Origin of the sequence: Arachidicoccus ginsenosidivorans (assembly GCF_007971385.1) — a bacterium.
Lineage (GTDB): Bacteria > Bacteroidota > Bacteroidia > Chitinophagales > Chitinophagaceae > Arachidicoccus > Arachidicoccus ginsenosidivorans.
In genome coordinates this window covers 1,363,027-1,386,588 of sequence record NZ_CP042434.1, presented here as the reverse complement: position 1 = coordinate 1,386,588, position 23,562 = coordinate 1,363,027, and the positions used below count along the sequence as shown (strand labels likewise).

Annotated in this window: 20 protein-coding genes and 1 pseudogene; 3 read left to right on the top strand and 18 right to left on the bottom strand. The window is 43.7% G+C overall.

The window, feature by feature from the left end:
- Positions 1-14 precede the first annotated feature (14 nt).
- From FSB73_RS24255 to FSB73_RS05590, 18 genes and pseudogenes are all read right to left on the bottom strand, one after another.
- A complete protein-coding gene (locus tag FSB73_RS24255; protein ID WP_225974526.1) occupies positions 15-821 on the bottom strand; it encodes a SusC/RagA family TonB-linked outer membrane protein in 807 nt (268 codons plus the stop codon).
- Positions 791-2,983 (bottom strand): SusC/RagA family TonB-linked outer membrane protein, encoded by a 2,193-nt coding sequence (locus tag FSB73_RS05650; RefSeq protein WP_225974525.1) that lies wholly within the window; start codon positions 2,981-2,983, stop codon positions 791-793. The genes FSB73_RS24255 and FSB73_RS05650 overlap by 31 nt, the downstream gene beginning before the upstream one ends.
- 101 nt (positions 2,984-3,084) lie before the next feature.
- The gene (locus tag FSB73_RS05645; protein ID WP_225974524.1) at positions 3,085-4,836 is read right to left on the bottom strand and encodes a M1 family metallopeptidase; all 1,752 of its coding nucleotides are present in this window, start codon (positions 4,834-4,836) and stop codon (positions 3,085-3,087) included.
- 535 nt (positions 4,837-5,371) lie between these two features.
- Positions 5,372-6,151 carry a hypothetical protein gene (locus tag FSB73_RS24250; RefSeq protein WP_394344840.1) on the bottom strand — a complete coding sequence of 260 codons (780 nt, stop codon included), beginning with the start codon at positions 6,149-6,151 and terminating at the stop codon, positions 5,372-5,374.
- Complete coding sequence (locus FSB73_RS05640) at positions 6,133-7,836, bottom strand: glycoside hydrolase family 127 protein (protein WP_225974522.1); 1,704 nt, start codon at positions 7,834-7,836, stop codon at positions 6,133-6,135. The genes FSB73_RS24250 and FSB73_RS05640 overlap by 19 nt, the downstream gene beginning before the upstream one ends.
- A 46-nt stretch (positions 7,837-7,882) precedes the next feature.
- The gene (locus FSB73_RS24245; RefSeq protein ID WP_225974521.1) at positions 7,883-8,209 is read right to left on the bottom strand and encodes a hypothetical protein; all 327 of its coding nucleotides are present in this window, start codon (positions 8,207-8,209) and stop codon (positions 7,883-7,885) included.
- Between the two features lie 92 nt (positions 8,210-8,301).
- Positions 8,302-8,847 carry a hypothetical protein gene (locus FSB73_RS24240; protein ID WP_225974520.1) on the bottom strand — a complete coding sequence of 182 codons (546 nt, stop codon included), beginning with the start codon at positions 8,845-8,847 and terminating at the stop codon, positions 8,302-8,304.
- 537 nt (positions 8,848-9,384) lie between these two features.
- Positions 9,385-10,415: pseudogene (locus FSB73_RS05630) on the bottom strand (PDDEXK nuclease domain-containing protein).
- 70 nt (positions 10,416-10,485) lie between these two features.
- Positions 10,486-10,674 carry a DUF1016 N-terminal domain-containing protein gene (locus FSB73_RS05625; protein ID WP_146780508.1) on the bottom strand — a complete coding sequence of 63 codons (189 nt, stop codon included), beginning with the start codon at positions 10,672-10,674 and terminating at the stop codon, positions 10,486-10,488.
- Between the two features lie 285 nt (positions 10,675-10,959).
- Positions 10,960-12,357 carry an aminopeptidase P family protein gene (locus FSB73_RS05620; RefSeq protein WP_146780507.1) on the bottom strand — a complete coding sequence of 466 codons (1,398 nt, stop codon included), beginning with the start codon at positions 12,355-12,357 and terminating at the stop codon, positions 10,960-10,962.
- A 60-nt stretch (positions 12,358-12,417) separates the two neighbouring features.
- A complete protein-coding gene (locus FSB73_RS05615; RefSeq protein ID WP_146780506.1) occupies positions 12,418-13,596 on the bottom strand; it encodes an NAD(P)/FAD-dependent oxidoreductase in 1,179 nt (392 codons plus the stop codon).
- Positions 13,597-13,725: 129 nt separating this feature from the next.
- Positions 13,726-14,298 (bottom strand): DUF6805 domain-containing protein, encoded by a 573-nt coding sequence (locus FSB73_RS24235; protein ID WP_225974519.1) that lies wholly within the window; start codon positions 14,296-14,298, stop codon positions 13,726-13,728.
- Positions 14,295-14,756, bottom strand: coding sequence for a hypothetical protein (locus FSB73_RS27440; RefSeq protein WP_394344825.1), 462 nt, complete (start codon positions 14,754-14,756; stop codon positions 14,295-14,297). The genes FSB73_RS24235 and FSB73_RS27440 overlap by 4 nt, the downstream gene beginning before the upstream one ends.
- Entirely contained in the window at positions 14,747-16,084 is a 1,338-nt protein-coding gene (locus tag FSB73_RS05610; protein ID WP_394344824.1) for a beta-L-arabinofuranosidase domain-containing protein, read from the bottom strand. The genes FSB73_RS27440 and FSB73_RS05610 overlap by 10 nt, the downstream gene beginning before the upstream one ends.
- A 75-nt stretch (positions 16,085-16,159) precedes the next feature.
- Entirely contained in the window at positions 16,160-17,161 is a 1,002-nt protein-coding gene (locus FSB73_RS05605) for a 4-hydroxyproline epimerase (protein ID WP_146780505.1), read from the bottom strand.
- Between the two features lie 25 nt (positions 17,162-17,186).
- Positions 17,187-17,708: an aldehyde dehydrogenase family protein gene (locus FSB73_RS05600; protein ID WP_146780504.1), complete on the bottom strand. Its 522-nt coding sequence runs from the start codon at positions 17,706-17,708 to the stop codon at positions 17,187-17,189.
- A complete protein-coding gene (locus FSB73_RS05595) occupies positions 17,702-18,688 on the bottom strand; it encodes an aldehyde dehydrogenase family protein (RefSeq protein ID WP_146780503.1) in 987 nt (328 codons plus the stop codon). The genes FSB73_RS05600 and FSB73_RS05595 overlap by 7 nt, the downstream gene beginning before the upstream one ends.
- A gap of 167 nt (positions 18,689-18,855) precedes the next feature.
- On the bottom strand, positions 18,856-19,785 hold the full coding sequence (locus FSB73_RS05590; protein WP_146780502.1) for a dihydrodipicolinate synthase family protein: 930 nt from the start codon (positions 19,783-19,785) through the stop codon (positions 18,856-18,858).
- 327 nt (positions 19,786-20,112) lie between these two features.
- Here FSB73_RS05590 and FSB73_RS05585 point away from each other — a divergent pair, with 327 nt between their 5' ends.
- The 3 genes from FSB73_RS05585 (at position 20,113) to FSB73_RS05575 (ending at position 23,526) form a co-directional block, all read left to right on the top strand.
- A complete protein-coding gene (locus FSB73_RS05585) occupies positions 20,113-21,012 on the top strand; it encodes an AraC family transcriptional regulator (RefSeq protein ID WP_146780501.1) in 900 nt (299 codons plus the stop codon).
- 123 nt (positions 21,013-21,135) lie between these two features.
- Positions 21,136-22,785 (top strand): ribulokinase, encoded by a 1,650-nt coding sequence (locus tag FSB73_RS05580; protein WP_146780500.1) that lies wholly within the window; start codon positions 21,136-21,138, stop codon positions 22,783-22,785.
- Positions 22,786-22,827: 42 nt separating this feature from the next.
- Positions 22,828-23,526: an L-ribulose-5-phosphate 4-epimerase gene (locus FSB73_RS05575; protein ID WP_146780499.1), complete on the top strand. Its 699-nt coding sequence runs from the start codon at positions 22,828-22,830 to the stop codon at positions 23,524-23,526.
- Positions 23,527-23,562: the final 36 nt, after the last annotated feature.

The window sequence follows — 23,562 nt, the reverse complement described above, 5'->3', positions numbered from 1 at the left end:
TTAGATTTTAAGGATTAAAAGGTTAGGTTAACGCCCAAAGTAAACGTTCTGGTTGTCGGATATTTATCCCTGTCGTCATTACCAGGGGCCAGACCACTTCGATTTACTTCCGGATCGATGCCTTTGTAACCAGTAATGGTAATCAGGTTAAGGCCAGAGGCATATACCCTTGCAGAAGAGAATGTCTTTTTGGTTTTAAGCGGGATGGTATAACCTAGGGTGACATTATCAATTTTCCAATAATCACCATTTTCTATATAATGACTGACATAAGAAAGGTCATAATCCAGCTCCGCTTTATTATACACTTTGTCAAATGCAGACTTCAACATATTATACTGGGCATTACGAGGGTTTTCATAGAAAAGCCGTAGAAAATCAAGCACCTGATAACCAAAAGCACCATGCATATTCATACTCAAATCAAATTGTTTGTACCTGAAAGAATTGTTCCAGGAGAGATAATACTTGGGCAAACCATTACCCAGAACACGCTTGTCCTCTTCGGTGGCATCCTTGATAGAGATGACCTCACCATCTTTATTTAAAACCTGCCAAACACCATCTTCATCGATATCAACAGATTTCCAGCCATAGAAATTGCCAATAGGCTGTCCTACTTCTACACGGTGGGTGTAAGTCTGTATGGGTTCACCCGTATAACCTGCAGTAAACCAATCCTGGGTTAAATTGAACTGATCATTATTAATAGAAACTAAAGTGTTTTTATTGGTGGAGAAAGTGACGCCAGAATTCCAGGAGAAGTCCTTTGTGGTGACCGGATTAAAGTTCAGTAAGATTTCCAGCCCTTTATTGCGCATTTTACCAACATTGGCCAGAATTGTACTATATAGATAAGGGGGACAGGTACTGGATAATCATACAACATATCCTTCGTATCTCTCTGGTATACATCGATGCTACCAGAAACAAAATGATTAAATAAGGCAAAATCGATACCTAAGTTATATTCCTGTTTTTGTTCCCACCTAAGATTTGGGTTAGGATTTCTGGTAGGAGAGAGCCCTTGAACCCAGTTGCCATTGTATAGGAAACGGTCCCCATAATTAAGGGTGGTGAGTGCATCATAGTCATCAGAGGGCGCGGTACCGGTAATCCCAAAACCTGCACGTAGTTTTAAGTCACTGATGACCTTGCTGTTTTTCAAAAAGTCTTCCTGACTGATACGCCAACCTGCGGAAACTGCCGGGAACATGCCCCAACGGTAGTTCTTACCAAACTTAGAAGACCCTTCCCTGCGCACAGAGGCCATAAACAGATATTTCTCCGCATAATTATAATTGATCCTGCCAAAAAAGCCAATCAGTTTGTTTTCTGATTTACCACTGCCCATGCCTGCGCTACCCTCTGAGAGTGCATCTCCTGCCCCCATATTATTATAACCATAAACGTCTGTGGGGAAATACCAATTATTTTCCCAGAAACCGTCCGCCATTGCGTCCTGATAGCTATAACCGCCCAGAATATTGACATGATGTGCACCAAATGCCTTGTCATAATTTGTCGTAAATTCTAATAAGTGATCCTCCGTGTTGGACTGGCCTCTTGAAGCGTAGGCATTGCCCCATCCATTGGCCGCATTGGAAGGATAGGCGCTATTGGTGGCATAGCCCCTGGTCTGCATCCAACTATTGTCTGAGGCCAGTAATTTGAAAATTAAAGATTTAATGGGCTGATAAATAATACTACCATTCAGACGGATTTCTTTTTCTGTATTCTCCCCATCAACCCCTTCCAGCAGGGCCACCGGATTGTCATAAAAATAACCGTCCCTGGTAACAAAACTGCCATCTGCATGGCGGATGCTATCTGTTGGATTACGAATGAGTGCCTGGCGGTAGATATAGGTATTGAAGCTATATCCATCTCCGCCGGCCCAGTATTTTCTTTTAGACATAATGGCATTCAGATGAATTTTAACCTTGTCGTTAAACATAGAATGGTTGATGTCAAAATTAGCGCGCAAATTAGTATTGTCAGAGCGTTTGAGTAGGCCCTGCCAGTTACTGTAATTGATATTAGCCGTATAATTCGTTTGTGCATTGCCTCCTTGCAACAAAAAGTTATGTGTATGACTGACCGGCGTTCTGGAAATAGCAGCAAACCAATCCGTAGACGTTCCGTAATCCGTATAAGCCACACCATCCTTTATTAAGCGCCGATAATCTGCTGCATCCAAAAATTCAGGTCTTTTGGCAATAGTCTGTACACTCAGATAGCCATCATATTGTAACTTAGCCTGATTGGCATTGTATTTTTTGGTCGTGATCAGAATTACTCCATTCGTAGCGCGAGTGCCATAAATAGCCGCTGCGGAACCGTCTTTTAGTACATCCACCGAGGCGATGTCTTCAGGTGCAACTGTTTTTAAATCGCCAGGAATTCCATCAATTAAGATCAGGGGAGCTGTGGAAGACATCAAAGTAGAAATCCCGCGCAGCATAATCTCAGTACCTGCCGTCGGATCACCGGTGGAGGAAGATACGCTCAGTCCGGCCACCTTCCCTGTAATGAGTTGCGCGGCATCTTTAACAGCACCTTTGACAAAATCTTTTGACTTTACCGTGCCAATGGCACCTGTTACTACTTCTTTTTTCTCTGTGCCATAACCCACCACCACGACATCGCCCAGCAAGTTGCTGCCATTTTGTAACAAGATGTCAAGGGGAGAATGATCGGCTATAATATGGCGAGACTGGTAGCCTACAAAATGGAATATCAAAGAGTCATTTGGATTTGCCTGGATTTTAAAATGACCCTCCCCATCTGTTGTGGTTCCTTTATTCGTGCTTAGTACTGTAACAGAGACACCAGGCATGGGTTGGTTGTCCTGCTCAGAGCGGACTGTACCGGTTACGACCCGTAGGTCCTGAGCCGTTCCAAGAGTGATTTGTAAAAGCAGCAGCAACAATAATAATAGCTTACTGCTATATAGCGCTTTTTTAGGAATTCTTGTAATCATTTTTCTAGTTTTTAGTGTGAATTTTAATGGCCGTATGCTTGTAAATTGAAATACGGCTTCAATCGCATTGAAAGGTTGTCATAGTCATCATTGGTTTTTAATTATTGAATGTCGGTCTGTATGTAGTAATTGAATTTAATACTGTCAGCATTTAAAAGCTGCCGCTGAGCCTTAGAGAGATGAACCGTCTGCCAGTGCGTAACCGGGTATATTTTTAAAGAAATTTCCGGTTTAGTTGCATGCAGGGCAATGGGTAGGTTAAAGCTGTCCACACAGTTTTCCCATCGATAACGCACGATCGAACTATCCTGATTAAATCTAAGCGATAAGGTGGGGATCTGGGTGGTGGCCAGATATTGTTTAAATACAGGAAGATAATCAAAGGCGGCTTTGCTACATATATACTGCTCAATTTGCTGTCCTGTTACGGTCTGGTGATAAAAATGTTTGTTTAAACCGCGCAGGATGTTTCTAAAAAGAGAATCATTATCCATGCTATGGCGGATGGCATGAATCATATTGCTGCCCTTGTAATACATATCGCCACTGCCTGATTCATTGACACCATACCGCCCTAAAATGGGCCGGTCATTTTTAATGTTACGGCGGATCCCGTAATTGTATTGATTGCCAGCTTGCTTGCCCCAGCGGTACTCGACGTATAAAGTCTCCGAATAGTTGGCGAAACTCTCATGGACCCACATATCGGCCACATCTTTTGACGTGATATTATTGCCGAACCATTCATGGCCACTTTCATGAACAATAATAAAATCCCATTTAGCGCCCCAGCCGTTGCCTGCCAGATCTTTACCTCTATAACCGTGCGCAAACCAGTTGCCATAGGCCACAGCACTTTGATGTTCCATGCCCGTATGTTGCACTTCCACGAGTTGATAACCATCCTTATAAAAGGGATATGAGCCGAACCAGTATTCCATGCTTTGAAGCATATGATGTACTTCAAAAGGCATATAAGCTTTTGCTTTTTGTACATCTGCTTTTAAAACGTGATAGGTCAGACTCAATGGACCTGCCTGTCCAGGATAAACTTCAGAAAAGCTAACATAGTCGCCGATGTAAGGAATAATACAGTAATTGCTAATGGGATTTTGTACGCCCCATTTGGTTGTAATCGTTCCGTCTTGGTTTTGTACTTCACTGATTTTGTGGCCATTGCTAACGGCGACAAGTCCTCTCGGGACCCGCATACTTAAAGTCGCGCCCTGATCAGGTTCGTCACTTTGATGGTCCTTACAAGGATACCAGATAGAAGCACCGACGCCCTGACAACAAACCGTCATCCATGGATGGCCCTCAGGATCTTTGGTAAAGGTCCAGCCCCCATCCCATGGCGGCCGTGCAGCGATTGTAGGATAACCGTGAAAATACACTTTTACCCGGTGAATAGAAAAAAGCGCTTGTTTTGGCGTATAAACATGCCAGGCGTTGCCTTCTTTGTTAAAACGCAGCGTAATATGCGCATCGAGAACTATGCTATCAATTACCAAAGGCGCCTGAAGGTCGATCTGCATGGCCGGCTGATGTATATTGGTTACCTGATAGGTTATCAGATTGCTGCCAGCGGTAAATTTTTGATTAAAATCAGGTGTAATTTCGATGTCATAACGCAACACATCCCACCAGGCGCGCTCTGCGGTTATACTACCCCTAAGTGTATCTGCCCTTGTAAAAACCCTGTTTTTATAGGTGATGGTGGCGGCTGCAACCATTCTGGCCCTGGCGGCTCTGACGCTATCTGCATTAGGCTGCTGATTGTGTTGTTGATGAAGTTGGCCGTGGACGGCGCTACCCACAAAAAATACCATAAAAAGATTGACTAATGTTTTCATCTGTGCTGCGTTGACCTAAAAGGGACATTCAAGGTGCCGGTTGATGTTCCTTATTTGATCGATTATAAATGTTTAAGGCAAAACCGCCGGACTCAACCGCTTTTTAGGGCGTTATTTGAAAAACTTTAATTGACTTTTGGGAGGCAAGCCGTTAAGCGTTTAATCCCCTTAAATGCATTTAAAGTGTATTATGTACATATATAAAATGAACTAAAAAAATAGCTTGTCCAGATTGGACAAACAGTTGTCATGCTTAAATACAATATATTCGAGTTCTCCTGCAAAAACCGATAGTGAAGTTAAAAATGTAAAGTCATCAGGCTTTTACAGATATTGCTGCATGATTGCCGGATTTTAACCTTTTTAAACTTGCGTAGTCGCATTCGAAGGCGAAGAAAAATTTGTTATTATTCCTATATAAACCCAAATGGTTGGCATTTAACGTCGTTATGACGCTAAATGCCAACCATTTGGGTAAAAACACAGACAATCAGAAACGGCTACTTCCTTTTTATCCCCGGCTTTTAGTAACTCTTTATTTTACAGACCATTCGAGAATCCCCGCGGAATTATCAACAGGCAATTGTAATTGCAGCTTTAAAGCCGTGGTCTTTACTGGTTTAAAAGACACTTCGTTAAAGCTGTCTTTTTTAATGGAATAAGGTGAAGTGTTTTCAACAGGTACCCATTTGTCTCCTTCTTTATAGAGCAGCTGCCAACTGACAGGTACCCTGCAACCGCCAAAAGGCCCGTCATCAAAAAAGTAAACTTTTGAACTACTGATTGTATAAGCTTTGTCAAAATCATATGCTACCCATTCAGACTGATTTTTTGTAGGCCACCAATGCAGATTGCCTGTACTTTGATCCTTTGAATCGGCCGGCGTAACCTGATTGTTCAGGGCACGCAGCATTAGTTTAGAGACGTGTGAGCCAGATACTTTACTCTTAGAGGCGATGGAAGGTGCCGGCAGCGGCGTGCCGTTGGAAGCGTCATAAGGAATCCATACTTCCATTTCATCTGGACCGCGGTTATTCCAACTAAAATAGGGTATCGCTGTTACAGTTGTTGGTATTTTTTCAATTCCGTTTTCCCCTGTACTGCTTTTGCGTTTGAGCAAATAACCGGGCACTTCTAACTGCTGGATGCCACCAAGCTTACCCGCTGCATAAATTGCATTAACCCGGGCTGCCGTATCGATAACCAGATGCATGACACTGCTGTCCTTTCTATCGGCACCTTCAATGCAGTATACAATAGGCCCCCTTTGGAAGGCAAATCTATTGTTGTCTGCTTTTACCTCGGGATTTGCCAGGATTTTTTGACGGGCATGGGTAGATTAAAGCTGATCTGATCGCCTTTTTTCCAGTCACGATTAATCACCGCATAGCCATGCACCAGTTTATAGTCAACTGATTTACCATTTAAGAAAATATCGACTGGATGGGGATTGATATCCAGAAAATGGTAGAGATCGCCTGGCAGCGCATCTCCTTTGGCCCAGCCTGGAATACGGATATGCAGCCCGAAGTCATTGGTAGATACAGGTGTAACATTAATTTTGATATGGCCATCCCAAGGGTAATTAGTTAGCTGTTCTAACTGTACTTTACCGGAGGCCAGCTCAAAATTTGCCTTATTGGCAGCAAACAGATTGACAAATAATGCATTTTTATCCTGTGCATAAATATACTCCGGCATGGAAGGCATAAACCTGGAGATATTGGTGATACAGCAGGCACAGTCAAACCATCCGCTACGGGCATGTTGTCCCAGGGAAGCTAAAGGGTTCGGATAGAAAAAATGGGTGCCATCAAGGGAAACACCTGATAATAAGCCGTTATATAACGTTTTCTCCAATACATCAATATAGCGGGCATCCCCGTGAAGTAGGAACATTCTTTCATTAAAATAGACATTGGCAATGGCGGCGCAGGTCTCCGCATAGGCCGTCATATTGGGCAGGTCGTAGGCAGGCCCAAAGGCTTCACCATTACCGGTGGCCCCGATGCCACCGGTAATATAGAGTTTATGGTCAATGATGTCATCCCAGATAGCATCAATAGCGGTCAGATAAGCTGTGTCCTTTGTAAGTGCTGCCACATCGGCCATGCCTGAGTATAAATAAGCGGCTCTTACTGCATGCCCTTCTGCTTGCCTTTGGTTGACTAGCTTGATATTGGATTGGTTATAGCTGTCTCCTTTATTGTCTTTTTGCGGACCACGAACATCCAAAAAGAATTTGGCCAGATCTAAATACTTTTTGTCGCCTGTTGCTCTATAAAGTTTTGCGAGTCCCATTTCCACAACTGGATGCCCCGGATACTTTTCAATTTTCCCCCAGCCAAAATCCTTGACCAGTAAATTGGCGTTTTTAATGGCAATATTTAAGAAGGTTCTTTTGCCTGTTGCCTGAAAGTGTGCTACGGCTGCCTCATATAAATGACCGCAGTTATATAATTCATGACTTAAAATCTCTGCATTCTGCCAGCGATGCTGCCCGATCCAACTTTGCGGATGCTTTACTTTGGCTGTTCTAAAGGTGTACAAATACCCATCTGGCTGCTGGGCCTGGCCTATGATCTGAATTAAGCTATCTAGTTGTCTGTCCAGCAGTGTATTGGGTGTCGTCTGAAGGCTATAGGAAGCCCCTTCGATCAGTTTATAAATATCTGTATCATCAAAAGGGTAGGTCGTCATTTTATCACCAGCAGGCATTCTACCCGATGCTTTAAGAAAATTGTCAATACGGCCGTGTTCTTTACACATCCTGAGAATATATGGGATGGTGACGGTGGCGTTTACCTCAATTTTGGGTTTCCAAAAATGATCCGTTAATTGTACCTGGGTAAAGGCCACAGGCTTATAGGGATAATCCTGTCCAAAAGCACTCGGCAACCCGGGCAGTAGCCCGGTGGCTAGAAGCGTAAGGCCCAATGCCTTGCCCGTTTTTTGTGCCAGCCGGTGCATCTTCGTTGTATGTTTGCTATTTACGTTCATAAGAAAATATTAAGTGGAAGGTTTAAGTGATTGCTATTTGTGAGCATTAATGCGTGCTGTTTGCACCTGGTTTATAATGGGTTTTATAATAGACATCTGCCGGATTATGATGGCCGATATAAACTTCTGACAAAATCTGGTAAAGTGTCGGATCATATTTTTTTAAGGAGGCCGGCGACCAAACCGTTATGTTGCGGACACGATCCGTAAATGGAAAATTAGACCAGAACCACCACTGTGTACCCTCAGCCCAATATTCGTCTGCTGTATTGATGGCGTATTGCCCTTTGTACATCCCTTTTTCTTTTGCTACCGCATAAGCTGCCAAAATGCGTTTATATAAAGATTTATCTACATGTTGGATAGCGCCCATGATATTATGGCTAAACTCATGAACGGTTATACTTTCTCCATAATAACGCGTACCTGGATAGCCTAACAGGTTTTCCTCAGCGCAGGAGGTAATCAGTCCCCCATGCCTCTTGCCCTTTGATTCCAGTAATCTCTATCCGTCTGGGAAGCGATACCTCCGGGCTTATAATAATTGGCCCTTTCTTTTGGTGTAAGTCGAGGATCATTGTAGCCTGGCTTTTTCCAGTTACTACGCTCAGGGAGATCCGTTTCCATTTCTGACTGGGCCATCACCAAAACACGGCCCTTTTCCTTAACCAGTTCACCCCGGATATCACTTCTGCCTGCCAGCATATAAGTAATAATATCTCTTGCTGTCAGCAGGGCTGTAGGCGGTACCTTTTCAGAGGCCACCACCGGGATGCCGACAGCGTTACAATACTGCTTATAAAATGCATTTAAATGGAGACTATCTGGCGGTGGGGTAATCATCTGGGCAAAATAACGCTTTGCCAGCCCCGTCGTGTCATTAATTGCATGGCTGTCAAAGGAGGAAGCCCTGAGAAAGGCCGCACTTGCGGTGCCAATACGGATGGTCATGCCAATGATAATGATCAATGCCATAAGACCCGCTGGAAGATACAATTTTTTGATAGCCATGGATTTAAATTTTAAAATTGAGGTTAAGTATTTAATAAAATCTGCTAATCAAACTTGCTAAGCTAAGGTCACATTGCGAAAATTTTCGCATAATCGGCCGCTAATACACCTATCGTAGCCACTGTTAATCAATTTTTTAATAGTAATTGTTCAAATAAGCAACTATTGGCTTCAGCCGTTTAATCGCTTAATATTGTAATTTATACAATTATAAAATATAAAGTTACCCATTTAGATTTAAATAAACCAATAATCAATTGACCAATTCTTAACTTTTGTTTGTCGGATATTAACCTAACTGCTTAATATCCGACAGAAAATTTGTTGTAAAAAACAGGGCAATTCAATGAAAAATTTGCTGCATAACCCTAAACAAAGAAGACCGGACGTTAGGTTCGGTCTTAAAAAAAGTTTCATGATATTCAGCTTGCCGATATGCCTGGTATACACCAGTAGTACATGGATCAATATTCCAACGCTTGTTTATATTAGTTTATTAGTTCGGTAATAGCTGTGTTTATAACACGAATGCGTACATTATTTCTCTTTATTTTTATTTGCTTCCAATAGAAGAGATAATTCTTCCTCGACTTCTTCAATTGCGGGTAAAGCAGATTTCAGTTCTTCCGGTATAGCTTTACTTAGCTGATAGTCACTCACCCCAATCGGTTGATTATAACCCGATAATGCGTATTGCGCCATAACTTCATCCTTCCCTTTACAAAGTAGTAATCCGATAGTTTTATTGTCGTTCCCTCCTCTTAATTTGTCATCTACAACATTGATGTAGAAATTGAGTTGTCCTGCATATTCCGGCTTGAATGGAGTCGCTTTGAGTTCCACAACTACGTATGCATGAAGTTTGATATTGTAAAGAATAAGGTCAGCATAAAATCACTATTCCCTATTTGGAAGTGTTTCTGGCGAGCCACAAATGCAAAACTGTTTCCCATCTCTAATAGATATTTGGTGACGTGAGCTACCAATTGGTCTTCAATGTCTCGTTCATCGGCACGTTCTTTCGCTCCGGCTAAATCGAATATATATGGGTCTTTTAAAAGATAGTTGGCCAAATCGCTCTGGGGCTCTGGTAATGTTGCCGTGAAATTACTTACTTTTTGCTTTTCTATCTGCCGTTGAAATAAATCGCTTTCAATCTGTATTTTAAGAATTGTGCTACTCCATCCAAACTCGACAGATTGTTTCATATACCAATATCGATTACCTAATGATAGTTTGCTGTCCATCAATACCATGTGACTTGCCCAATTTATTTTGGAAACAGGAGAGCATATAAAGCCATTTTCTATTTGTGGAATCGGGTGTTGCGTGATTATTGCCAGCGCTTTACTGACGTCTTCAATTTGGGTAGTAGCTTCCTGCGTAATTGTATTTTCTTCATTATTAATAGTTTGAATTTGGGCAGGAGCCTCCTGCCCAAATTTGTATTCATTCAATACAGTTGTTACAGAAAGAACTTTCTCTAATGTCGGTTTTTCTAATTCTTGGTCTGCCTCAATTAATTGCTGAACTATTCCTATCGGATACAATTTGGCAAACTGACACATATATTTAAGATTTCTTGGTGAATAACCCTTTTTTTCAGGGTGCAACTTTTTGAGGGCTTACGAAGTACGTTCAATAAACTTGCTTCCCCATCCTAATTTTTTCTGATTGAATAGAATGACCAATCTTCCAATAATGTAATAACATCTGAACATTGGCGGCAGAAATGAGCTTTACTTGTGCCTGGTCAATTTCCACACTAATAGCGTAGATATATTTGTCAAATTCTTGTCGTTCTGGATTCTTTTCTAGTTTATTCATTTGTATGGCTTAATCTAAATTGTATAACAAAGAGAGCTCTATTCGATTGTGGCTGTAAATGAAAAGCATACGGATAGGTGCATTCTCGATAACAGGTTTGCCGTTTTTCTTTCTCTTTTCAAGGGAAAGATTATATCCCGTTTTATATTAATTTGGGTGCAACTTAAAAGTTACACCCAAGAGTACACCCAATTTTTGATATAAGCAAAGATTTTGCATGATTTTTTATTGTATTATAAATTCAAATATTTGTTGATATACAAGCATTTGATTGGTCTTAATGGTCTATAAAGGTTCAGGAGAAAGCGCCTCCATCTCTGCCACCGTTTTAGCCGCCATTTTACTGCCTAAAATGCGGTATCCATCTTCAGTAATGACCAGGTTATCTTCAATACGAATACCGCCAAAATCCCTGAATTTATCCAACTCCTGGTAATTGATAAAATCACTTAATTTGTTCTCTGCTTTCCAAAGATCAATTAAAGTTGGAATAAAATAGATGCCGGGTTCGACAGTCAGGGTAAAGCCTGGTTCCAGTGCCCTGCCAAGACGCAGTGATTTCCAGCCAAAATTCATATTTTTGGGTTGATCAGGCGTGTAACCTACATACTGCTCGCCCAGGTTTTCCATATCATGGACATCAAGGCCTATCATATGACCCAGGCCACACTGGAAAAAGAGCGTATGGGCATCCAGAGCCAGTGCTTCTTTGGCATCACCTTTAATGATATTAAAAGATTTTAAGCCTTCCAGCAGCAGCTCACCACTGAGCCGGTGCACCTCACTAAATGGCACCCCTGGTTTACAGGCGTCAATAGTGGCCAGTTGTATATCCAAAATCAGTTGATACATGTCTTTTTGTACGCCAGTAAATTTCCCGCTGACAGGAGCCGTTCTGGTTAGATCGCCTGCATAATGCATGGCAGACTCAGCACCTGCATCACAAAGTGCCAAAGCTCCAGCCGGTAAGCTCAAATTGCGGGCATGGATATGCAGCGTCTCGCCCCTGGAAGTCAAAATAGTAGGATAGGAGAGGTCCCCGCCCCCGGCGATGGCAATGGCCCTTAACTGACCAGCGATCTCCAGCTCATTTTTGCCTGGGGCCAGGGCGCGCATAAAGTAAGTATGCATATCATTTGAGGTATCCACCGCTTTTTCCATTTCGGCGATTTCTTCAGGCGCCTTATGGGAGCGCATGGCAACAACCGCCCGAATCAAGCCTGGTGATGCCGATGAAACACTTTCACCTGGTGCTACATCCAGCCATGCTTGCAACTTTAAAATATGCTCTGGCCTGTAGGCAGGCAAAAAATGTGTTTTTTGTCCTTTCTCCCTGGCCGATTTAAGTACCGTAGCCAGTTCGCTATAAGGCCTTACCTGCTCAATCCCTGTCTGTGTGGCGAGCTCGCTGAGTGAAGGCAGCGGCCCCGTCCATACAATATCATCTATGGTAAGTTCATTACCGAACAAAGTAGTTACGCCTGTGTCCAGATCCATGACCACCGCCAGTTCAGCCAGGTCAATACCTGCATAATATAAAAAAGTGCTGTCCTGTCTAAATGGGTACCAGTTATTTTTAAAATTCATTCCGGCTTCGTCATTGCCCAACAGCAATATAAGACCGGAACCTACTTTTTTGGCCAACTGAGCTCGGCGCTGGATATAGATGTCCTTGTCAAACATAATTTCTTATTTAGTTATTGAATCTATTGATCCCAAAGGTAGTTATATTTATACTAGTATCTACCCCCGGACCAGTTCGCTGACCAGCAGACCAGTGGCAGCACCTAAGCTGATGCCTAGCTGAGCATGTCCCGTTGCAACCACCAGATTCTCAATGGATGGTGATTTGCCAATATACGGCATGCCGTCCACAGAAACTGGCCTAAATCCAGACCAGATAGCAGGTTTTATTTTGTTAAAATCCAGTTGCCCTCTATAATCCGGAAAGAAATTTTCTACGGCGTTAATGATTCCTTTGACCCTGTTTAAAGACATCGGTGCATCCAGATTTCTGATTTCCATGGTACCCCCAAAACGTAGCTCATTACCCAAGGGCGTAAAAGCGGCCCGGCCCTCCACCAAAAGGCCCGGGCGGTGGATACGGTGGTGATTTTGGACGGGGACCATAAAAGAATAACCGCGTCCCCCGACCACAGGAAGGTTCAGGTGTAGTTGCCGGGCTAGCTGTTCACTCCAGCTACCCGCTGCCAGTACGACAGCATCTGCTTTAAAGCTATTTTCACCTGCGTAAACTTCAGTAATTAACGGCCCCTGCTTTTTAAAACCAGTGACTTGTTGATTGGCGCGCAATTGAACACCCAGGCTTTCAAGGTTGTTGTAAAGTCCTCGCATCAGTTTTGCCGGATTTAAATGACCATCACATTTGTAATACACGGCGCCCATGGCGTTCCACTCAGTGTCCGGTTCAAGCTCTGATAGACCGGTTTTGTCCAGCATTTCTATTTCCAACCCTAAATCCTGGCCTATTTTTGCGATATGCGTACATTCTTTAAAAGCGGCCTGCGTTTGAAAAACCTCCAGCATGCCTTTATGCTGATAGTCAAAATCCATTTCTCCCAGCCAGACCTGTTCGTACTCATTTAGGCTTAGTAACCCGATATCTCTTAGTGACGCGGCGTTTTGCGTGACATATTTTTGTTTCGCCCTTTTTAGAAAGTGAACACCCCAGCGAAGTAAGGCCGGATCTAACCTGGGTTGAATATAAAAAGGGCTGGTGCTTTTAAGCATCCATTTGAGCCCTTGTTTGGCAATACCAGGGGTGGCCAGTTGAATATAATGGCTGGGGCAGACAAAACCCGCATTGCCATAAGAGCAGCCATCCGTAAAATCTCCCTTTTCCAGTACCGTGACTGTCCATCCGGCTTTAGCCAGATAACGGGCAGAGGATAACCCCGAAATCCCCCTCCTATAATAATTACGCTGTTTTTTGGCATATACGCATTATTGAATTGCTTAATTTTTTAAATAAAATCCGGCATCACCGACCAGGTTGTTTTGTATTGTTTAGTTTAACTAGTTTAACAGCAACTAGCGAATCACGCGAACACTAAAGGCCCTGCCTGCCGTTGACTTATATTTAGCATCAAAGCGCACCCGTATATTGATTTTGCCCTGGATCAGCGCTTTGGGGATCCCGTAGGTTCTGTCATAGAACTTATCAGACTGCCCACCTTCCAGATGCTCGGTTGCAATGAGGTTGCCCTCCACGATAATATCAAATTTTCGGTTTTTGTCAGCTCCGATATAAGTGACCAGCAGACTGTCTGTGTTATTAGGATCTATTTTCATGTCAAATTCAAAGAAACCCCCACTTCTTGCCTCTCGGCCATGTTTGCCGAAGGCCTCGCTGACATAAGAATTGTCAGAAGCAGTTAAATGGTGATCTCTTTCTGGCTGCATTTCCCCGATGCGGAAAACATCCACCGTTCTGGCATCAATCGATTTTTGCCTTTCCAGCTCAGCTTTATACGACGCCTTACGGGCCTGCCAGCCAGCAGGCGTAAACAGATCCCAATAAACCATATAATGCTGCTTGTAAACACTGTAAAATGGCTTGAGTGTAACATCCAGTGGTTTGCCAACGGTAGTTTTAAAGATCATATTTTTTTGTCTACCGGCTGGATCCAATGGCTGGCATCGTGGTCATCGGTTAACAGTACCGGTATGCCCATCACCGGGTCAGCCGTACTGTCTCCCAGAAGTCCTGCCAGTAATACTGGACCATAGAAAATAGCCACCCTGTCTTTATTATCAATCATTGGCTCGGCGTGAATGGTGCGGTGAAGTACATACTGAAGTTGATCCCCATTTTTCCAATTATTAGCAATCGTCACAAAACCTTTTGCATCCACCTGAGCGTTTACTGCCTTGCCATTTAAGAGCAGCGTAAAGTCTTTGGACCACTTTGGTTTGCGCAGTTTTACAGAAAATTGAGCAGCCTTCTTATTTTGAATATGTAAGGTAATGGTGTCTGTTTGTAAGATAGAAGAAGCCAATTGTATTTTTGTATGCTGCACCTGCCAGCTTAAGGTAGCCGGGATGAATAAATTTACAAACAAAGTTTTGCTGTCCGGACTCTGGAAAAATATGCTCTCTCCATATTTAGCATGATTTTCCATACCCGTGCCCACACAACAGGTAAAGGTATTGAAGGGATCACTGAAAGTCTTGGCTCCCCCATGCGTAGAGGAACAAAATAGGTAAACATACCCGTCTCGGGCTGCTGGGTGGCTAATATATGATCCGTAAGCGTCCTTTCATAATAGTCCCCCAATTTGGCAGAGGGATGCAGGGTAAAGAGTTTTCTGGTAAGTTTTAACATATTATAAGAAGCACAGGTTTCTGTATTGTCATCGCTGAGCCGGTCACTTAAATGGTCTTCAGTACCAAAATATTCATAACTTCCATCACCACCATTGGCATAGCTATGATGGCCTACAATGGTCCGCCACATAAACTGCGCAATCGTGCTATCTCTGCCACTACCCACCCAAAGGTACTGAGAGGCAGAGCCCACACCTTTAGGGATATTGGTATTGGCATGTTTATTTTGCAGGGCATCCTTTCTTTCAGACAAAGGCAACATCACAAAATCATCAAAGAAGCGATTGGCTAAATTCAGGTATTTTTTGTTACCGGTAATGGCATAAATATTTACCAATACATCGTTCATTCCCCCATATTCACAAACCAGCATTTTTTGCATCTGAGCATCACTTAAGGGTTTTAGCAAATTATCTGCCCAGTCGGCCATTTTAGTGACAACAGTCAAGGCTTCCTGGTTGCCAGTGTATAGATAAGCGTCTACCAGGCCAGCCATCACCTTATGTACCGTATACCAGGGCGACCAACCGCCATTCAGATCAAAACCGCCGCTTTGAATATCTCCTTTGGCCACGCGCCCAAAAATGCTGTCTTCATTAGGAATGGCGCCCACGTAGCCAGTTTTACGGGCTTTTTGGCATCTGGCTAATTCGCCCACAATATAATCAACTCGTTGTTTGAATACCGTATTGCCAGTGGTGCTATACATCAGACTGGTGGCGGATAAGTAATGCCCCAGCGTATGGCCGGATAATCCTGAGCTTTCCCAGCCCCCGTATACGGAGTCCTTTTCCGGCAGGCCGGCATTTTTGTAAAACCTGGCCAGTAGCCTGTCTGGTTTAAGCTCCAAAAGATAATGCGCATCCAATTGCTGGGCGTGTGCAAAAGGAGAACCTGGGGCTAGTTTGACATCTGTCATGGCAAAACCATAGGCCTGGACGTCAGCAGCTGGTTTTATTTTGAAACGCGAATCGTTTTTAACCGGAATATATGTCTGAGCGGCCACCGTCATCAATGACAAGGCGAAAGGGATAATCAGTGCCGTCAATTTTTGATAATGCATAAGGATAGTGATTTTAAAAAAGAGCAAAATTGTATTGTAACCGACCAGTCATTTCCCAGGTGGATAGGCGGCTGATTATATGACTGAGAAACCTAGTGCCAGCGGGTCATCATCCGTGTCAATGGTAATGGTATTTTGTCCGAAGACCCTGGCCCAGCCTTCAATGCCAGGGATAATCGCCTCAAAATCACCCACCTGGCAGGTGCCCTCAATGGTGCCGGTAAAAGTAGAGCCGATAATGCTCTCATGAATAAAAGCATCACCTTTTTGGAGTTTGCCTCTGGCATGTAACTGCGCCATCCTTGCGGAAGTGCCCGTGCCGCATGGACTGCGGTCAATTGCTTTATCGCCATAGAACACAGCATTGCGCGCAGTGTTCTTGGGATTTAGCGGCTTACCTGTCCACATAATATGGTGGACACCTTGGATTGCAGCATCTTCTGGATGAACAAAATCCGGACCCTTAGCGACAACTTCCCGCATCTGGCGTGACCAGCGAATTATATCCAGGGATGTATAATCCTGCATGCCACTGAAATTTTGTTGCGGGTCTACAATGGCATAAAAATTACCACCATAAGCAACATCAAAAGTCAGCTGACCTAGCTCTGGATGGGAGACCGTAAGATCTCCGGCAGCCAGAAAAGAGGGTACATTAATCAGTTTAACGGATTTGATTTTACCTTTTTGCTCCTTATAGGTAGCGATTACTAAGCCTGCCGGTGTTTCCAGCCTAAGTGTGCCCGGTACGGCAGGCGTGATTAGCCCGGCCTCCAGCGCAATAGTTACCGTGCCAATGGTGCCGTGCCCGCACATGGGCAGACAGCCGCTGGTCTCAATAAAAAGAACGCCGATATCATAATCTTTATTGGAAGGAGGGTATAGAATGGAACCACTCATCATATCATGGCCTCTGGGCTCAAACATAAGTCCTTTTCGGATCCAGTCATAATGCTCCAGGAAAAACAATCTTTTCTCCCGCATCGTCTGCCCTTCTAAAATGGGGCCACCGCCGGCCACCAGGCGCACCGGATTACCACAGGTATGGCCATCGATGCAAAAAAATGTTTTACGCATATAGATTCAACAAACTTTCAAAAGGTTAAAGTTGATTTTTTGTCCAGTTGCCATTGATTTGCCTGAAAATGCCCAATGGATTGCTATTTTTGAGGGCGTCCGGTAATAAATTATCAGGGAGATTTTGATAACAAACCGGTCTTACCCAGCGCAGTATGGCCGAGGTGCCCACCGAGGAATAACTGCTGGAAGAAGTAGCAGGAAAAGGACCACCATGCACCATCGCATGACAGACTTCCACACCCGTAGGTACTTCATTAAAAATGACCCGCCCGGCGATCCCGGTGAGTATATCCAGTAGCGGATTAAGACCTTGTTGGTCTGTAAGATCACGATCGGTTCCAAAAAGACTGGCTGTTAATTGTCCGTCCAGACTGCGGAGTGCCTCTATAAGCTCCTGCTGGTCTCTAGCCACCACCAGTAATGAAAAAGGCCCGAATACTTCTGTTTTAAGTGCGCTGTTATGGATAAAACTATCCGCTGTGACCCTTGCCAGTGAGGGGCTTGCATGGAGCCCATCACTCCCAGCGTCCGTGCTTGCTAACAAGGTGTCAACTCCGGCTTGAGATAAAACGATTTGTAGATTATTATGGTAGTTTTCCAATACGGCTTCATGCAACATTTCAGAGGGGGTACACTGCTTAAAGCCCCTATAAATGCCTGTTGAAAAGCCTCCAGCCCGGCGTCTTTGGTCATAAAAATAAGTCCAGGATTGGTACAGAATTGACCGACTCCAAGGGCGACAGATGCTGCTAATTTTTGAGCGGTGCCTTCGGGGGCGGTATTTAATAGATCACTAAGGATCACCACTGGGTTTGTGCTACTCATCTCAGCGAATACTTCAATGGGGGCTGTTCTGTGGGCTGCAGCCTGCATAAGTGTAGTACCCGCCTGGAAAGAGCCAGTGAAACCAACCGCTGCTGTCGCTTTAGCCTGGACCAGGTCGATGGAGATTTGTGTGCCAGTTTCGCTTACATGTTGCAAAATATCAGGCGGCAGCCCAAGACTGCTTATGGCTTCACTGGCCACATCAAATACCGCTTTGGAAGTATTTGGATGGCCAGGATGGGCTTTTATAACAACCGGGCAACCGGCAGCCAAGGCACTGGCAGTATCGCCGCCAAGGGTCGAAAAAGCAAACGGGAAATTACTGGCGCCAAAAACCAGAATTGGCCCTTTGGGGCGTAACATCTTACGGATGTCCGTTCTGGGTAATGGCGTTCTGTCAGGTAAGGCGGTATCGATGCTCGCCTGTACCCAGCTACCTTCCAACAGTAACTGGGCAAAAAGTTTCAGCTGACCAGTTGTACGACTGAGCTCCCCATTTAACCGCGCTTCAGATAAATGGGATTCTTGTCGGGCAATCGTAACCAGCGTCTGTCTGTTTGCTTCCAGCAAGTCAGCTATTTTTTCAAGCAATGCCCCGCGCTGCTGAGCAGTGCTGTGCTGGAAACTTAAAAATGCAGTCTGGGCCCGGTTCATAACCGTGGCGGCTAATTGCATACTTTCTGTTATATCGTGTTGCATGGGAATCAATTTTTGAATTAATTTGTTAGGTGTGCGCTGTTTAAAAACTTAAGCCAAATGCTTAATTGTCTAAGTTACGTGTTATTTTTTGGCAAGGAGGCAATGAACTGACAATTTTTCAAGTTGCCTATCCATCTGCGTCCCCGCAAAATATTACCCAAAATCCATTAAGATGCTGCCAGAGCAAGCCCTTCTGCGACCAAAGACTCAGGGCGATTTGCCAGGGCAGATTCGATTATTTTGACCGCCTTTGAACGCTCCATGCCACTTAAGGCAAGCCTGGGCGCACGAACGATTTCACTGCCAAGGCCGGTATAGACTTCTGCAAGTTTGATATACTGCACGAGTTGAGGTGTAATATCAAATTCCAAAAGTGGCATAAACCATCTATAGATGATGAGGGCCTTATCATGTTGCTTGTTTTTAATAAAATTATATATCGCGACCGTCTCTTTAGGGAAAGCACATACCAGACCTGCAACAAGGCCATCAGCTCCCGCAGAGAGCTCTTCAAAAGTCAGGGTATCTACTCCACATAGAATCCTGAAGCGATCACCAAATTGGTTGCGCAACCGAATGACATTGGATACATCCCTGGTGGATTCTTTAACTGCTTGAATGGTAGGCAGATCCTTTAATGCCTCAAACATATCCAAAGTGATTTCTGTTTTATAATCTACCGGATTATTATAGAGCAGGATCGGCAAATCAGTGGCGGCAGCGACGGTTCTAAAAAACAAAACAGTCTCCTCAGGTGTGGATTTATAGCGCATCGGTGGCAAAAGCATAATGCCTTGCGCCCCCCAGATTTTGATTTGTTTTGCCAGCGCTACCGCTTCCTTAGTGGCACCTGTTGCGATATTTACAACGACCGGTATTTTGCCGTCAGCTATTTTTAAACCACTTTTGACCAACTCTTCCAATTCCTGTGTTGTTACCGTACTGGATTCTCCAAGAGATCCCCCAATAATAATACCTGCCACACCTGCCTGAATCTGCGCCTGCAGGTTTTTTTCAAACAAAGGCAGATCCAGTTCGTCATTTTTATTAAATTTGGTTGTCACTGCAGGAAATACGCCTTTCCATTCTAATGCCATAGTTGTATTTTATTTAATAATTAAAACAAAGTCCTCTACAAAGTAAGGAATATTCGCCTGTAAAATTACCGGCCGCTGTTCAAGCAATATTCCCGCTTTTTGTTATTTACTATACAGATATTAACCCGGTCTGCAGATCCTTGAAAATGTGATAAAATTCATAAAATCCTGTCTGATATTGCCGCGACTAACCATATTTTAACCTAGTTTACACGAAAATTGATCATTTGGTGGTAATTTACGTATTGAGCACGCAGAATTTGTTAACTTGGCCTTATCAATGTTTGGTTATTCTTTGATGCGATTCTCCATTAAAATTCTTGAATTATGAAAGTCCTGCAGTTTACCATCCCCGTTAGTCACGACAAAACAATTGTCACCAGAATGGATTTATTGCCGCATTTTTACCCGTATTTGCATCGCCACAAAGAAATGCAACTAACATGGGTACAACAAGGAGAAGGTACGCTTATGGTGGATCATAATATGCATAGCTTTACCCATAATGATATTTTTATTATTGGCGGCGGGCAGCCGCATTTATTTAAAAATCATGCGGCTTATTTTGAAGAAGGTTCCGAGCGGATTATTTGCTCTTTAGATATCTTTTTTGACCCGGAGGTTATCTGTCAGACTTTATTGGGTGTTCCGGAATTAAAGCATTTACGCAATTTTATCACGCTGGCTCAAAACGGTATCCAGGTACCTCAGCATCATACAACCGAGGTTGCCCGCTTGATGGATACACTTTATAAAACCGAGGACGCAACGCAAGGAGTGATCCTTTTTATACAGCTGTTGCAGCTTCTGGCCGGTATTTCTGATCAAAAGATCTTGTCACGGCAAGGATCCAAGATGATCAATACAGAAACGGACGGCATCCGGATTAGTCATATCTATAACTATATTCTGCAAAATTATGATAAGCCGATCACGCTGGAGGATGTTGCCGGACAAGCCTTTATGACACCCCAGGCGTTTTGCAGGTTTTTTAAGAAACACACCCGCCATACTTTCGTGCAGTTTTTAAATGAAGTACGCATCGGAGAGGCCAGAAAACAATTTTCCACAGGTTCTTTTGAGAGCATTTCCAGCATTGCCTATAACTCTGGATTCAATAGCATCACCAATTTTAACCGGGTGTTTAAATCCGTTATGGGACAAGCACCAAGTGAATATATTGAAAGTCTAAGGGAATTGCAGCAGCCGGGATTGGTATTGGATTAATAATTTCTACTTGAATCTCAATTAGTTAATAACTAGAGGTTAAAAAACTTTAGGATTTTTTTTGTGGGTTGATAATAATAGTTAAATTTACAATTAAAAAATTTTACTCATAATTATATTTGTATGAATTACAATTATGTAATAGGTCTTGATTATGGAACAGATTCTGTCCGAGCAGTACTCGTAGATACGGCCGGTGGAAAGGAGTTGGCTTCCAGTGTGTTTTATTATCCAAGATGGGCCGCAGGTAAGTACTGTGATGCCCAAAAGCAACAGTTCAGGCAACATCCGTTGGATTATGTGGAAGGACTCACTGCCACTATTAAGGAGGTATTAGAAAAGGTGGGACCAGAAGCTGCAGCTCGTGTAAGAGGTATTTCGGTAGACACCACTGGTTCAACGCCAGTGGCTGTAGACAAGACTGGTACGCCGCTGGCTTTAACACCAGGTTTTGAACAGGATCCTAATGCCATGTTCGTATTATGGAAAGACCATACTTCGATTAAGGAAGCTGCCAGAATAAATGAAGTGGCGGCCAATCGAGCCGTTAATTACCTGCAATTTGTCGGCGGTATTTATAGCACTGAATGGTTCTGGGCTAAGTTATTACATGTGCTGCGTACAGATGAACATATCCGGCCAAATATTTATAGCTGGGTAGAACATTGTGATTGGATTCCCTTTTTATTGACCGGTGGTCAGGATGTGAAGGCACTTAGGAGAAGCGTTTGCGCTGCAGGTCATAAATCCTTATTTGCCACAGATTTTGACGGGCTGCCCCCCAATGATTTTTTTACACAAATCGACCCACTCTTAGATGGGTTTAGAGATCGATTATTTGACAGGACGTATACTTCGGCTGAACCTGCAGGGCATTTGAGTGCTGAGTGGGCCGAAAAACTGGGTTTATCTACGGATGTAGTGGTGGGTATTGGTGCTTTTGACTGCCATATGGGTGCTGTTGGAGCAGAAATAGCGCCTTATATGTTAAGTAAGATCATTGGCACTTCAACCTGCGACATTATGGTAGTGCCAGAGGCGGAAATGAAGGATATTCTGGTTAGTGGCATTTGTGGTCAGGTACCTGGATCTGTCATCCCTGGCATGGTTGGATTAGAGGCTGGACAGAGCGCTTTTGGGGATGTGTATGCCTGGTTTAAAAATATCTTATTATGGCCCGCAAAAAATATGGGCGCTTCGCCTGCCGAGCTGGAAAAATTGGAAAATGATTTACTTGTGACACTTTCGCAGCAGGCCAGTAAAAAACCAATTACGGAAAATAGTGTGTTAGCAGTAGACTGGCTCAATGGCAGAAGAACCCCTGATGCCAACCAGGCGTTAACTGCAGCCATTAGTGGGCTGCAATTAGGTACCGATGCCCCTGAAATCTTCCGGGCCCTTGTAGAAGCGACTTGTTTTGGAGCCAGAGCCATTGTTGAGCGTTTTGTTCAGCAAGGTATACCCGTAAAAGGGCTGATCGCAATGGGTGGCGTGGCCCAGAAATCCGCCTTTATAATGCAAACCATGGCCGATGTGATCGGTATGCCGATTAAGGTGCATCGTGCTGAACAAACCTGCGCCATCGGCGCAGCCATGTTTGCCGCTACAGCAGCAGGTATCTTCCCCAATGTGGAGGAGGCGATGGTTGCCATGGGGCAAGGCTTTGATAAAAGCTATGCCCCTGATAGTATAAGACAGGCATTATATAATAAACGCTATGAGCGCTATAAAAGCCTGGGGGGATGGATTAGTGCTCAGGTGGGGGCGCAGTAAGCCTGATTTAATTGATCAATTAAAAATAAATATGATTTTATTATGCAAAAATACTTATCCATTAAACAAGAAGCATACGAGGCCAACATGCAGCTACCTGCATTAGGTCTCGTATTGTTTACTTTTGGCAACGTGAGTGTGGTGGACAGAAATGAGGCGGTTTTTGCCATAAAACCCAGTGGCGTTCCTTATGCAGACCTTTCACCAGATAAAATGGTGATTGTCGATTATGAGGGAAAAGTAGTTGAAGGGAACCTAAGACCCTCATCTGACACTAAAACCCATGGGGTGCTCTATCAACACTGGGAAAAAATAGGTAGCGTGGTGCATACGCATTCCACCTATGCCACCTCCTGGGCACAATCTGGCTTAGATATTCCTATTTTTGGAACAACACATGCGGATCATAACACCATGGATATTCCCTGTGCCCCACCCATGTCTGATGAGATGATCCAGGGCGATTATGAATATCAGACTGGTTTTCAGATTATGGATTGCTTTAAGCAAAGAGGACTGAGTTATGAAGAAATGGAGATGATCCTGGTAGGCAATCACGCACCCTTTACCTGGGGAAAAAATGCTGCTAAGGCAGTCTATAACAGTGGGGTATTGGAACAGGTCGCTAAAATGGCCTTGTTTACCCTGCAAATCAATCATGAAGCGCCCAGGCTTAAAGATGCACTTATTAAAAAGCATTATGAGCGTAAGCATGGTAGCAGCGCTTATTATGGGCAGTAAATAGAACTTAAATTCTTTCATTATACAATATTTTCA